The organism is Oceanobacillus alkalisoli (assembly GCF_021556485.1).
Classification (GTDB): Bacteria; Bacillota; Bacilli; order Bacillales; family Amphibacillaceae; genus Oceanobacillus; species Oceanobacillus alkalisoli.
On the sequence record NZ_JAKGBW010000002.1, the window covers coordinates 312,062 to 325,231 of the forward strand.

The 13,170-nt window shown below is 35.2% G+C and carries 9 protein-coding genes and 1 pseudogene; 8 read left to right on the plus strand and 2 right to left on the minus strand.

Annotation, left to right across the window (positions count from 1 at the left end):
- The first annotated feature begins 101 nt into the window (after nucleotides 1-101).
- The 5 genes from LZD48_RS03885 (at nucleotide 102) to LZD48_RS03905 (ending at nucleotide 6,039) form a co-directional block, all read left to right on the plus strand.
- Nucleotides 102-2,183 carry a copper-translocating P-type ATPase gene (locus LZD48_RS03885; protein WP_235761419.1) on the plus strand — a complete coding sequence of 694 codons (2,082 nt, stop codon included), beginning with the start codon at nucleotides 102-104 and terminating at the stop codon, nucleotides 2,181-2,183.
- A gap of 113 nt (nucleotides 2,184-2,296) precedes the next feature.
- A complete protein-coding gene (locus LZD48_RS03890) occupies nucleotides 2,297-2,599 on the plus strand; it encodes a metal-sensing transcriptional repressor (RefSeq protein WP_235761420.1) in 303 nt (100 codons plus the stop codon).
- Nucleotides 2,600-2,612: 13 nt separating this feature from the next.
- Entirely contained in the window at nucleotides 2,613-4,997 is a 2,385-nt protein-coding gene (locus LZD48_RS03895; RefSeq protein ID WP_235761421.1) for a heavy metal translocating P-type ATPase, read from the plus strand.
- 33 nt (nucleotides 4,998-5,030) lie between these two features.
- Nucleotides 5,031-5,237 (plus strand): copper chaperone CopZ, encoded by a 207-nt coding sequence (copZ, locus tag LZD48_RS03900; protein WP_235761422.1) that lies wholly within the window; start codon nucleotides 5,031-5,033, stop codon nucleotides 5,235-5,237.
- A gap of 103 nt (nucleotides 5,238-5,340) precedes the next feature.
- Entirely contained in the window at nucleotides 5,341-6,039 is a 699-nt protein-coding gene (locus tag LZD48_RS03905; protein ID WP_235761423.1) for a DJ-1/PfpI family protein, read from the plus strand.
- A gap of 136 nt (nucleotides 6,040-6,175) precedes the next feature.
- Here the strand turns inward: LZD48_RS03905 and LZD48_RS03910 are convergent.
- Both LZD48_RS03910 and LZD48_RS03915 read right to left on the minus strand, forming a co-directional pair.
- Nucleotides 6,176-6,736 (minus strand): annotated as a pseudogene (locus tag LZD48_RS03910) (CueP family metal-binding protein).
- Nucleotides 6,737-6,801: 65 nt separating this feature from the next.
- Nucleotides 6,802-7,269 carry an HAD domain-containing protein gene (locus LZD48_RS03915; protein ID WP_235761425.1) on the minus strand — a complete coding sequence of 156 codons (468 nt, stop codon included), beginning with the start codon at nucleotides 7,267-7,269 and terminating at the stop codon, nucleotides 6,802-6,804.
- A gap of 419 nt (nucleotides 7,270-7,688) precedes the next feature.
- On the opposite strand from LZD48_RS03915, the gene LZD48_RS03920 reads away from it, so the two are divergent.
- The 3 genes from LZD48_RS03920 to LZD48_RS03930 are packed head-to-tail and all read left to right on the plus strand — an operon-like array spanning nucleotide 7,689 to nucleotide 12,843.
- Nucleotides 7,689-9,032, plus strand: a complete 1,344-nt coding sequence (locus tag LZD48_RS03920) for a helix-turn-helix domain-containing protein (RefSeq protein WP_235761426.1) — start codon at nucleotides 7,689-7,691, stop codon at nucleotides 9,030-9,032.
- The gene (locus tag LZD48_RS03925) at nucleotides 9,022-11,688 is read left to right on the plus strand and encodes a TnsB C-terminal domain-containing protein (RefSeq protein WP_235761427.1); all 2,667 of its coding nucleotides are present in this window, start codon (nucleotides 9,022-9,024) and stop codon (nucleotides 11,686-11,688) included. Before LZD48_RS03920 ends, LZD48_RS03925 begins: the two co-directional genes overlap by 11 nt.
- Nucleotides 11,689-12,843, plus strand: coding sequence for a TniB family NTP-binding protein (locus LZD48_RS03930; RefSeq protein ID WP_235761428.1), 1,155 nt, complete (start codon nucleotides 11,689-11,691; stop codon nucleotides 12,841-12,843).
- Nucleotides 12,844-13,170 lie beyond the last annotated feature (327 nt).

The following is a 13,170-nucleotide window of genomic DNA, read 5'->3' on the forward strand; positions in this document are numbered from 1 at the left end:
TATATACCAAAGGGGGGTATCGTATGTTATGATTGAGATAAAGGAGATGGAATAAGTTGCATAAAGTCTCCAAATACTACGATACATAAGGAGTGAAAACAATGGAAAAGCAAGGTAATGGAATAAACAAACACCATCATGAACATCGTTCGCATGAAGAACATGAGAACCACGGCCACACTGCACACAATGATCACGGACACCATGGCCACGGTCACGGCGGACATGGTGGTCATGCGGATCACCATGAACACATGATTGAGGATTTTAAGAAAAGATTCTGGGTATCCTTAGTTTTAGCAATACCGATAACCTATCTATCACCGATGATTCAAATGCTACTCAACTACGAAGTAACCTTTACTGGGAACATGGTATTATTATTCCTCCTTTCAACGATCGTCTTCTTCTATGGAGGTAAACCGTTTTTAGTTGGAGCCTGGGATGAAATAAAAGCAAAAACACCTGGAATGATGCTGTTAATCTCCCTAGCGATTGTAACTGCCTACGTTTATAGTACGTTAACAGCATTCTTTATTGCAGGAAGCGACTTTTACTTTGAGGTCGCTACGCTAATCGTTATTATGCTGTTAGGTCACTGGGTAGAAATGAGATCAGTTATGGGTGCTTCCAAGGCACTGGAGGAATTGATTAAACTGATGCCAAAAGAAGCACATAAGATTGATGAGTCCGGAAACATTGTCGAGGTATCTGTTGAGGAGTTACACCCTGGAGATGAGATTCTTGTGAAATCTGGCGAAAAAATCCCGCTTGATGGAGAAATCTTTGAAGGAGAATCAACTGTCGACGAGTCCATGTTAACAGGTGAGTCTGTTCCAGTTGAAAAAGGACCTGGAATGGAGGCAATCGGTGGAGCCGTTAATGGTTCAGGTGTATTAAAAATTAAAGTAAATAAAACGGGCAACGATACGTATTTAGCTCAAGTCATCCAATTAGTAAGTGATGCAGAAAGTACGAAGTCAAGAGCACAAGGATTTGCAGATACTGCGGCAAAATGGTTGTTCTATGTAGCTGTAGTGTCGGGAATTATTACGCTTGCATATTGGGCCACAACAGGTGATTTTGAATTTGCATTAGAACGAATGGTTACCGTTCTGATCATTGCTTGTCCACACGCACTTGGTCTGGCAATGCCACTAGTTACTTCACGCTCAACATCGATTGCTGCTCAGAAAGGTTTGTTAATTCGTAACCGTATTCCATTTGAGAGTGCTTGGAAATTGGATCGTGTTGTTTTTGACAAGACAGGTACACTTACAGAAGGAAACTTCGGTGTTACGGATATTCACCCAAGCAATAATGTAAGTGAAGAGGAATTATTGAAATTGGCCTATTCGGTTGAGACGCAGTCCGACCATCCAATTGCCAAAGGGATTGTAAAGGAAGGGAAAGAGCGCAATTTAGAGTTATACGACGTTACAAATTATAAAAACTTAACTGGTAAAGGATTGACTGCTGACGTGAATGGTTCGGAAATTGCAGCGATCAGCCCAGGAGCAATGCGGGAGAATCAAATTGACTTTGATGAAGAAATATATGATAAGTTAGCACAACAAGGCAAAACAGTAATTTTTATATTAAAAGATAATGAATTACAAGGCATGATTGCATTAGCAGATATTATTCGAGAATCCTCTTATGACGTCATCAAAGAACTGAATAACCGTGGCATTGAAACGGTTATGATGACTGGAGATAACAGCCGTGTCGCAAACTATGTCGGTAAACAACTCGGCATGTCAACGATTATTGCAGAAGTACTTCCACATGAGAAGGCCAGTAATGTGAAACAATTAAAAGAAGATAATAATAAAGTTGCGATGATTGGTGATGGAATAAACGATGCACCCGCTTTGGCCGAAGCAGATTTGGGCATTGCAATAGGAGCGGGTACAGACGTTGCCATCGAAACGGCAGATGTTGTTTTAGTAAACAGTAACCCGGTTGATATCCTGAATATTGTAAAGCTCTCCAAAGCAAGCTACAGAAAAATGATCCAGAATCTAGGATGGGCATCGGGATATAACATACTAGCAATTCCATTAGCAGCGGGTGTATTAATCAATTTTGGTATCCTTGTGACACCAGCAATTGGAGCTGCTGTCATGTCATTAAGTACGATAATTGTTGCAATTAATGCTCAATTATTGAAGATTGATTAACTAAATAGGGGAAAGGGCAAGGCTATAAATGTTTTGCCCCATTTTCCTCTTGACAAAAATACATTAGGGGGGTATAGTATATATAGAGAGAACAAGAAAGGAAAGTGATTGTCTTGGAAAAATTCTTACGTGATCAACCAGTAACTCCAAGAACGGATACAGAGAAAACCGCAATAACGAATAGATTAAAGCGAATTGAAGGACAGGTTCGCGGCATTCAAAAAATGGTGGAAGAAGACCGCTATTGTGTAGATATATTGGTACAAATTAGTGCAATAAATGCTGCGCTGAAGAAAGTCGGTCATGAGGTCACCGAGAGACATATCAAACACTGTGTAAGTGATGCAGTGAAGTCTGGTGAAGGCGAACCGGTAATTGATGAATTGATGGATGTTTTAAAGCAAATTTCTAAATAAGGAGGAACCTGTCATGAGCGAAACAAATCATGCAACGTTAGGTATTACTGGAATGACTTGTGCTTCATGCTCCAGTCGTGTGGAGAAAACGTTAAATAAGATGGACGGCGTAAAAGCACAAGTCAATCTGACAACGGAAAAAGCAACGATTGATTATGATTCGGAAGTCGTTTCCCTAGATGATATTACGGAAAAAATTGAACATGTCGGGTATGGTGTGGTTACAGAGCAAGCCAATCTGGATGTTTTCGGCATGACCTGTTCTGCATGTTCAACTCGGATTGAAAAGATACTGAATAAGCAGGATGGAGTTACATTAGCAACCGTTAACCTTGCAACTGAAAGTGCATCCGTTGAATACAATCCTGGATTAATCGATATCGATGCCATGATAGACAAAATTCAAAACATGGGTTACGATGCCAAATCAAAAGCAGAAAATGGAGAAAAGCAAACTCATAAAGAAAAAGAATTAAAAAGTATGAAGACGAAAATTCTTATTTCAGCTATATTAACTGCTCCATTGTTAGTAACCATGCTTGTTCATTTATTTAATATGACCATCCCGGCTATTTTCATGAATCCATGGTTCCAGTTTGCTCTAGCAACACCAGTACAATTTATTATCGGCTGGCAATTCTATACCGGTGCCTATAAGAGTCTTCGGAATGGCGGGGCGAACATGGACGTCCTTGTCGCCTTAGGTACGAGTGCTGCGTATTTCTACAGTTTATATGAAGCATTTATGACGATTGGAAATCCTGCATACGAACCGCACTTATATTTTGAAACAAGTGCCGTAATCATTACATTAATTCTAGTTGGTAAGTATTTAGAAGTAAGAGCGAAAAGTCAGACGTCAAGTGCGCTATCTTCTTTACTTAATTTACAAGCGAAAGAAGCACGGGTAATCAGAAACGGCGAAGAAACGATGATTCCAGTCGAAGAAGTAGCCGTTGGAGACATTTTAGTTGTGAAACCAGGAGAGAAAATCCCTGTAGACGGTATTGTCGTGAAAGGACGCACCTCTGTCGATGAATCCATGCTTACGGGTGAGTCGATACCGATTGAAAAAGACATCGATGCAACCGTCATCGGTTCGACGATTAATAAAAATGGTGTTATTGAAATGGAAGCGACCAAGGTTGGTAAAGATACTGCCCTTGCATCCATTGTCAAAGTTGTGGAGGAAGCTCAAGGATCGAAGGCACCGATTCAACGATTAGCTGACGTGATTTCCAGCTATTTCGTACCGATTGTTGTAGGGATTGCGATCCTGACATTTATTGTGTGGATTGCCTTTGTGCAGCCAGGGCAAATGGAAAATGCCATGCTTGCATCTGTTGCCGTACTTGTTATTGCTTGTCCGTGTGCATTGGGACTTGCGACACCAACCTCGATTATGGTTGGTACAGGAAAAGCTGCCGAAACTGGCATTCTTTTCAAAGGTGGCGAACATCTTGAGCGTACCCATGAGCTAAACACGATTATCCTTGATAAGACAGGTACGATTACAAAGGGTAAACCAGAAGTGACCGATTTTACTGGTGACGCGGAAACATTAAAGCTACTCGCAAGTGCTGAAAAAGGATCCGAGCATCCACTTGCAGAAGCGATTGTCGCTTATGCAACAGAGCTGGATATGAACTTGGTAGAAGTTGATGATTTCAGTGCTATACCCGGACATGGTATTGAAGCTACCATTTCTGAAAAAAATATTCTCGTCGGTAATCGAAAACTCATGCAGGATCACCAAATTGAAGTTGGCAATGCAGAGCAAGCATTAGTTGATTATGAATTAGACGGGAAAACGGCGATGCTAATCGCTGTCGACGGAGAATATAAAGGAATTGTTGCGGTCGCAGATACAATCAAAGATACAGCTCCACAAGCAATCCAAGAGTTAAAAGATCAAGGATTAGATGTGATTATGCTAACAGGAGATAACGAACGAACCGCACAGGCCATTGCGAAACAAGTAGGAATTACGGAAGTGATTGCTGAAGTTTTACCTGAAGAAAAAGCGGACAAAGTAAAAGAAATTCAGTTAAAAGGTCAAAAGGTCGGTATGGTTGGAGATGGAGTGAATGATGCTCCTGCCTTAGCTATCGCTGATATTGGAATTGCGATTGGTACAGGGACAGAAGTAGCAATCGAAGCAGCTGACGTCACGATTCTTGGAGGAGAGTTATTACTCATTCCGAAAGCAATCAAAATCAGCCGTGCAACGATTAAAAATATCAGGCAAAACCTCTTCTGGGCATTTGGCTATAATACGGCAGGAATTCCAATTGCGGCAATCGGACTCCTTGCACCATGGGTTGCAGGTGCTGCTATGGCGCTCAGTTCTGTGAGTGTTGTTTCGAACTCCCTTCGTTTAAAGAGAGTTAAGATATAATTTATATTTTTCCTTTAAAGGAGGTGAGAAACGATGCAAACGAAAACGCTAAATGTTAAAGGAATGACTTGCGGCCACTGCAAAATGTCGGTAGAAGGCGCACTTGAAAAATTAGATGGCGTATCTACTGTAGAGGTAGATCTAAACACTGGAAAAGTAGAAGTTTCCTACGACGAATCTAAAGTATCCTTGGACAACATGAAAGAAGCAGTTGAAGATCAAGGCTATGACGTAGCATAAAAATACATGACAGAAGCTGGTTTCCTGGTGGAGACCAGCTTTTTTAGGATTAACTCATATTTTAATAACCTTTCCAAGGGTCTCTACAATGAAGGAGAGAGAAATGAAAATAATAATTTACTTGTATAATGGAATAACGATGCTTGATGCTGTCGGTCCTTATGAGGTTTTAAGAAATATGTCCGGAGCAGAACTGTATTTTGTTGCTGAAAAGAAGGGGAAAATAACAACGGATTCCGGTTTAATCGATATTGATGTGAAATATAGTATTAATGAAATAAAAGATGCAGACATATTACTAATACCAGGTTCAACGATAGCCTTTTTGAAAGAAATGGAGAAGGAAAATGTGTTGGAGTGGATTAGGGGAGTTGATGAAACGACAAAGTGGACGACCTCGGTTTGCACAGGATCCATTTTACTAGCTTCAGCCGGCTTACTTGAAGGATTAAAAGCAACATCCCATTGGAAGGCAATAACTTTGTTACGTAAGTATGGAATTATTCCAACTCGTGAAAGAATCGTTGAACAAGGGAAGTATATTACAGCTGCCGGGGTATCTGCGGGTATTGATATGTCTTTATACTTAGCAAACAAACTTGTGGGCGAAGATGAAACGAAAGCGATTCAACTCACAATTGAATATGATCCCCAACCCTTATATGACTCAGGGGATTACTCTAAGACCAGTGAAAAAATCATAAAAATTTCGGAGAAGAAGTTAACAAAAGATGCTGTAAAAGGACTTGGTTTACTTGGGGTAGTGAAGAGAACTAAAAATATTATTAGAATGATGAAATAGCTAGAGTTTATAAAAATGCTCTCCAATAAATTAGATCTGTTTAAATATCATCAGCATAGTTTTTAATACAAATAGAGCATCCAATAATAACCTTGGATGCCCTATTTTGGAGTATACTATCACATTCTATAATAAATTAAGCTTCATTATTATCCATCAGTTGCATGGTTGTAATGCAAGTTTTATCCTTTTTGAAGGTGGAGAACTCTGATTCTGCTATTTTACCGTCTTGACTAATAGTTACTTGATAAGTTTCCTCGCGAGGAACCCACAAGTCAATAAATCCATTTCCGTATGTAGACATTGTTTGATCAATGATTACGTTACCCTTCGAGTCTTCTATATAGACATCAAATTCTTCATTCACCATCTCACCTTGACAGCCAGTTAAGCTATGAATATCACAAGAGTGTGTTTGATTGATGAATGGAGCGATGGAAACAAAGAATTCATCTTCAGGTAATTCATAGGTTAACTTATTCTCTTCACTGTCGGTAACAATGAGCTCATGGGATGTTAATCGAAGCTGTTTCATTTTCTATATTACGTAAACTGTAATCTTGAACTAATTCCTTTATATCTTGATTCTCGTTTACTTGGGGAGTACCACCATCCCATCATCATTTCCCAAGAATGAAAGTACTATTACTCCTATGATGATAATTCCAACTATCGCATAGATTGTTTTTTTGTTCATAAATTAATTCTCCTCGATTATGGCATTACATTGAAAAATGTGTTTCATAATTCCAAGCAAATTGACTAATAGTCTATTATCTCCAGAGCATATGCTTTAATGTCCTCGAATGCTCGTATTCCATCTTCCGATCTAGTTCTTATCAAGTGCCTGCGTAAGATTTCGTCCCTATAGTTCATATCATCTAAAATAAAAAACGCTTCTACTTCCGTATTCATAGCAAGATGTTCTTTTATTTCTTCCTCCCGATTTCCTTTTTTATCAGCGAATTCAATTTCACTAAAATAAGGCTCTAATCCATACACTTTACATAATAATTGTACCAACTGATCTTCAGATAAATCATAACGCCAATTACTTATAATAACGATGATAATTTTATCATATTTGTCCTTTAATTCTTTTAATAATTTCTTTAAATTTTCAATACAAACCGGATCAAATTCTAATCCTAAATGAAATTTAGATGGATTTGAAAATTTAGTTGTTAACACGCCATCAAAATCGAGATAAATTAATACTTTGTTTATCATACCCACTATCCTTTCTGTGCTGTATCAATAATAATTTCATCTAATTGTCATTCTCAAAATCGAAAATTGTAAAATTACTTAATTCTACTAACCCCTAATAATTTTTAATGCTTCGTCTTTTATATCTATAGTATCTATCATTATGTACACAAGATACATCAGTTGTAAATTAGAGATAAGCTGATTAAACATTTGTTGCTGATTTTAAATTAATTATAAGAGTCATAATTAGTTTATTCATTCCATTCCAGGATATCAATATTTGATTACTTATTCTTTGAATTTTAACTTTAAATTGTACAAAGCAGTTCTTTTTAACTAGTTCATATTACTCGTTTTTAATAATAAATAAAAAAGAGGCATAAAAAGTTAAAAAATGCGGATAATAACAATAAGTCATTTATAAGGGGTTATAGAGATTGATAAACAAGGTTAAGAGAAGCGTCTTATACAACATAGAACCTGTAGGCATTGGAACAAAAAATGTAGAAAGTCTAACAAGCTATATAATGAGAGTGTCATATGAGCATAATTTGAATGTTGGAGATTTGATAAGTAAATTGGTAGTCCCTTCAATAGGGATAAAATATTTAATACGGAGCAGTAAGTTCGGGGGTAATCGTTTTTATGAAGGAGCAAAAACAATAAATGGCTACATGGATAATTCTATTAATCTGGTGAATGTGATGGAAGAACTAACCACTAGGAATGACTTATCAAGTATTACTTTATTAAAATGGAAAGACTATATTCCCTTACGAAAGTTATTTAAAGAATCCCTTTCTTGGTGTCCAGAATGTTTGAGGTATATGAATAATAATGAACAAAGAGTATACTTTCCTCTTTTGTGGTATTTAAAAGTAGTAACAGTTTGTATTGAGCACAAGTATTTTTTAACTGATAAATGTCATACTTGTGGATCAAAGATAGATATACTAAGGAGAAAAATGATAGTGGGGTACTGTCCATATTGCTTAAATTCATTAGAAGTAGATTTTAATAGGAAGACACCAAATGCTCAAGAATTAAAATGGCAAACATATGTCACAAAGAATCTAGAGGATTTATTAATAAATAAATTACCAATAGATTTTAGAAAACGTATAAGAGGTCAATTAAATTTAAGTAAGGAAGAATTATTTGAGGGAAGTATTTCTAAATTCTCTAATTATCTAGGATTCAGCAAAAGCACAGTACATTCCTGGATAAATGGGGATAATTTTCCTTCATTAGTTAATTTATTAATAATTTGCTTTAAATTAAACAAAAATATTTCTGATTTGCAATTAAGTTGTTTTAGTACCGATACTAATATATTTAAAGTCGATCACCATATTGAAAGGAGCTATAAGAAAACAATTCGCAATCCGTTAAATAATGAAGTAATAGTGGGAAAGTTAGAAGAACTTTTGAACAGGCAACCTCCAACATCAATGTATCAAGTTGCAAGAGAAATTGGACATGACAGACGAGTTTTGTATAAAAAATATCCTCAGCAGTGCAAAAATATTTCTCGAAATTATAGCGATTATTTAAAAACTAAATCTCAACAAAGAATTAAATCATTAAAAGTAGAAATTGACTATGCATTTAACTCTTTAAAAAAAGAAAACATATATCCGAGTCGTAGGAAAATTGAAACATTTGTAAATAAAAACGGATTATTAAGAGAGAGGGCACTACAAGATTATTGGAAAATGCTATTGATTAAAAATGGATTTGGGGATAATTCAGTAAGGGGGAGTTTATTTCATGATGAGTGAAAAAGAATTTGAACAATGGGCAAGGAAATTAAATCTGACAGATGAGGCAAAAAATGAGATACAACGAGTAAGAAAGTCTCCGCCTGCAAGAAGGTTTGGAGGTGGTAGACATAACGTAAGCGGGAGATATAGCAGTAAAAAGATGGGGGTTACTATTCAATTCGAAAGTCATAAAGTAGAATTACCTGCCATTTACATGATGGAATTTAATGATAATGTTTTGGAATATTATGATCAACCACCACGAATAAAGATTTATTACTATCATAGTAAAATGAACAATAAGAAAATGGCTTATTTGAAAACAGCAGATTATTTTGTAATAGAGAAAGATAGAGCATATTGGGTTGAGTGGAAAACAGAAGAAGAACTTATTAGAAAGTCACAAGAAAATCCAGAGAGATTTTTTAAGGAAAATAGTCAGTGGGTGTTTTCGCCCGGAAAGAATTATGCGAAAGAATTTAATTTAGATTTTCTTTTACGCTCATCTGCGGAAATTAATTGGAAACTTCAGCGTAATCTTGAGTTTCTAGAAGATTATATTATAAAAGAGTATATACCATCGAGGCCTAGAATTTTAAGAATAGAAGAATTAATCTTAGCAAATCCCGGCTTAACATTACTAGAATTAATTCAACAAGCAGATACGCATTTTTCCGCGGATAATGTATATGCTCTTATTGCCCAAAACAGAATTTATATTGATTTATACAATGACGTAATCACAGAACCTGAAAATGTAAAACTTTATTTAAATAAAGAACAGTGTCAAGGATTTTCAATCATAGAGAAATCAATTAGAAAAAGAACAAAAACAAATAAAATTGAACTAAAAAGTGGGAATAGAATTCTATGGGGAGATACTTCTTGGATAATATTAAATTATGATCAGAGTAATAAAAAAGTTTTTTTACTGTCTATTAATGATAATAAGACGGTAGAACTACCTATTGAAATATTTGAATCGTATATCTCCGAAGGGTATATACATGGCATTGATAACGAGAAAATAGATAAAAATAACAAATTAAAAAAGATGATTTCAGAGGCTTCAGAAAAGGATTTGAAAGTTGCAAACCAAAAATATGAAATTGTCCTTAAGTATTTAAATGGGCTAGAACCTGAATTGAATGTAACAGAGAGAACGCTACGTAATTGGATTAAAAAGTATAAAGATGCAGAGAAAATTTATGGAAGCGGATATTTAGGGTTACTCCCGAAAACAAAACAAAGAGGGAATAGAGGGTCAAGGTTGTCTAATGAAACAAAAAACTTAATGGATAGTATGATATCTGAAAGTTACGAAACTATTAAATTGAAAACTGCAAAAGCTGTTTATCGTGAATTCCTTGTAAAGTGTGAAGAATTAAATCTTTATGCACCATCATATGCAACATTTTGTAAAGCGATTAAACACCGTTCGAAATATGAAGTTGAAAGGGCAAGAAAAGGTAGAAGAGCTTCTTATAAATACGAAGAATTTTATACTGAATTAGAATTTACAACACCTAAACATGGGGAACGAGTTTTTGAATATGCACATATTGATCATACGGAGTTAGATATTGAACTGGATATTGGTAATGGTTCGATCCGACCTTGGCTTTCTTTAATGATCGACGCTTATTCAAGGAGAATTCTTGCATTTTATTTAACTTTTGAAGCCCCCTCCTACCGATCAGCTATGATGGTTATTAGAGAATGTGTAAAGAATTATAATCGATTACCAAATTATATAGTTGTAGATGGAGGAAAAGAATTTAATAGTGTTTATTTTGAATCATTACTTGCTCTTTACGGTGTTCATAAAAAAGAAAGACCACCGGCCAAAGCTAGATTTGGTAACGTAGTCGAAAGATTATTTGGTATAACTAATAAATTGTTTGTCCATAACTTAAAAGGTAATACGCAAATTATGAAGAATGTTAGACAGGTAACTAAATCAGTTAATCCAAAAAATCATGCAGTTTGGACACTGGAAACATTAACTGAGCGACTCGATAACTGGTTTAGCTCTGTATATGATCATATTGAAAATCCGTCACTACATCAAACGCCTAGGGAAGCATTTGAGGAATCCATCGCAATTTCTGGAAGTCGCCTTCATACCTATATACCTTATAATGAAACATTCATTTTAACGACATTACCTTCTCCTAAAGTGAATACAAGGAAAGTTTTTCCGGGTCAAGGCATAAAACTAAATTATTCTTATTATTGGTGTGAACAGTTTCGTGATCCCAAAGTAGAAAGTACAAATATTCAAGTTAAATATGATCCATTCAATATTGCAATAGCTTATGCGCATATTGAGGGTCAATGGATTAAGTGTAAATCGGCACAATATAAATATCTAGATGGTAAGACGGAAAATCAAATCAAACTTATTGCGGAAGGGATTAGACAAAACAATAAAATATATTCTAAGAACAATACAATAACAGATAGAATGATAGCTAGCTATATACTTGAATCGGAGGAAATTGAAAAGGAACTTATTAACGAAAAAGAATTGTCCTCAACAAAAGCAAATTTGAAGGTAGTTGACAAGCGTACTCATCCGATTACAGAAAATGTGGATGATGAGAATTTAAATGATGCAGAGGATATTTATAAAGATGATGATGAGCTTGAGGTTTTTGGGGAGTTGATATAAATGACAAAAAAACAAAGATTATTTGATGAAAATTTATTATCCAAATCTAAAAAGGAACGTGAAGATTACTTTAATGATTTCACAGTAAGTCATCCTAAAATGCAACAAGTTTTAGATGAATTAAAGAATGAGATATATAACGGGTCACAAAATATTATTATGGTAGTTGGGCCATCTGGAGTAGGGAAATCTAGACTCTTTATAGCAACGATGTTATCTGTGTTTAAAGAAATGAAGAAAGAACTTGAAGAAGATAAAAGCATTATTCCGATTTCTGGCATAGAGCTTCCAAATCCAGATCTGGGAAAGTTTAACTGGAAAGATTTTTATTATAGGGCGCTTTCATCATTAAATGAACCTTTAATTGATAATAAGATCGATGTGTACAAATATAAAAATAATCAAAAAAATAGTAGACCAGGAAATGTTGGGACTGCAGCCGAGTTGCGTAGATCTATTGAAAATGCCTTTTATTACAGAAAAACAAAAGCACTCTTAATTGATGAAGCCCAACATTTTTTTAAGATTGACTCCGAAAGTAGAGGGAACAGTGAAAAAAATCAGAGGCAATTTAATTCAATTAAGTCACTTGCTAATATGAGTAATACAAAAATTGTTCTATTTGGAACTTATGATTTAAATGCTGTTTTTAATTTAGATGGACAGTTGTCTAGGCGAGTTAAAGAAATTCACTTTCCAAGATACGATTATGCTAAGGAAGAAGATAGAAAAACGTTTAAATCCCTTTTGTTTACATTTCAAAAGCTATTACCAGTCGAAGTAGAACCAAACTTATATAAACATTCAGAGTATCTATATGAGGGATCTATCGGTTGCGCAGGTATATTAAAGAACTGGTTGCAAAGATGCCTTTCAGATGCAATTAAACATGATGAGAAAACAATAACTTATGATAATTTAAAAAGAAATGCATTGCAGACAAGAAAACTATTAACATTAGGGAAAGAGGCAATTGAAGGAGAATTAGCATTTAAAGATAGCGATAAAGATAAAGAAAAACTTAAAGAACTATTAGGAATAAATAAAAATGAGGAACAAGTAGTGAGAGAAAGAAAGATTAATAAAACTCCAGGTAAAAGAAAACCTGAGAGAGATAGTGTTGGCACAGAATTACCAATGCGACATATTCAATAGAACTGTAAAAATTGAGAGGAATTTCATACTCAATTTTTATTTTTTTGGGGGTATAAAAAATGGAGAGTAGTATTCAAAGTTTACAAAATAACAGGACAGAGCATAATAAATTTCTAACTACAAGAAGTGTCTTATACAATTTGAATCCAATAGGAATTGGTACACCATATGTTTAAAGTTTATCAAGCTATATTGCTAGATGTAACCGTCAAGTAGAATTAAGCAGTTTTTCACAATTAACACTCAACAGGTTTCCCCAATTAAGATTCAACACCTGTTTCTTGAAACAAAGCACGTCTGTACTTCATTCTGATGCTGTCTTGGTTC

Bases quoted from the DNA above. Each gene is read 5' to 3' on its own strand.
- LZD48_RS03930 (WP_235761428.1), top strand. From the start codon at position 11,689: ATGACAAAAAAACAAAGATTATTTGATGAAAATTTATTATCCAAATCT.
- LZD48_RS03905 (WP_235761423.1), top strand. From the start codon at position 5,341: ATGAAAATAATAATTTACTTGTATAATGGAATAACGATGCTTGATGCT.
- LZD48_RS03925 (WP_235761427.1), top strand. From the start codon at position 9,022: ATGATGAGTGAAAAAGAATTTGAACAATGGGCAAGGAAATTAAATCTG.
- LZD48_RS03885 (WP_235761419.1), top strand. From the start codon at position 102: ATGGAAAAGCAAGGTAATGGAATAAACAAACACCATCATGAACATCGT.
- LZD48_RS03915 (WP_235761425.1), bottom strand. From the start codon at position 7,269: ATGATAAACAAAGTATTAATTTATCTCGATTTTGATGGCGTGTTAACA.
- LZD48_RS03895 (WP_235761421.1), top strand. From the start codon at position 2,613: ATGAGCGAAACAAATCATGCAACGTTAGGTATTACTGGAATGACTTGT.
- copZ (WP_235761422.1), top strand. From the start codon at position 5,031: ATGCAAACGAAAACGCTAAATGTTAAAGGAATGACTTGCGGCCACTGC.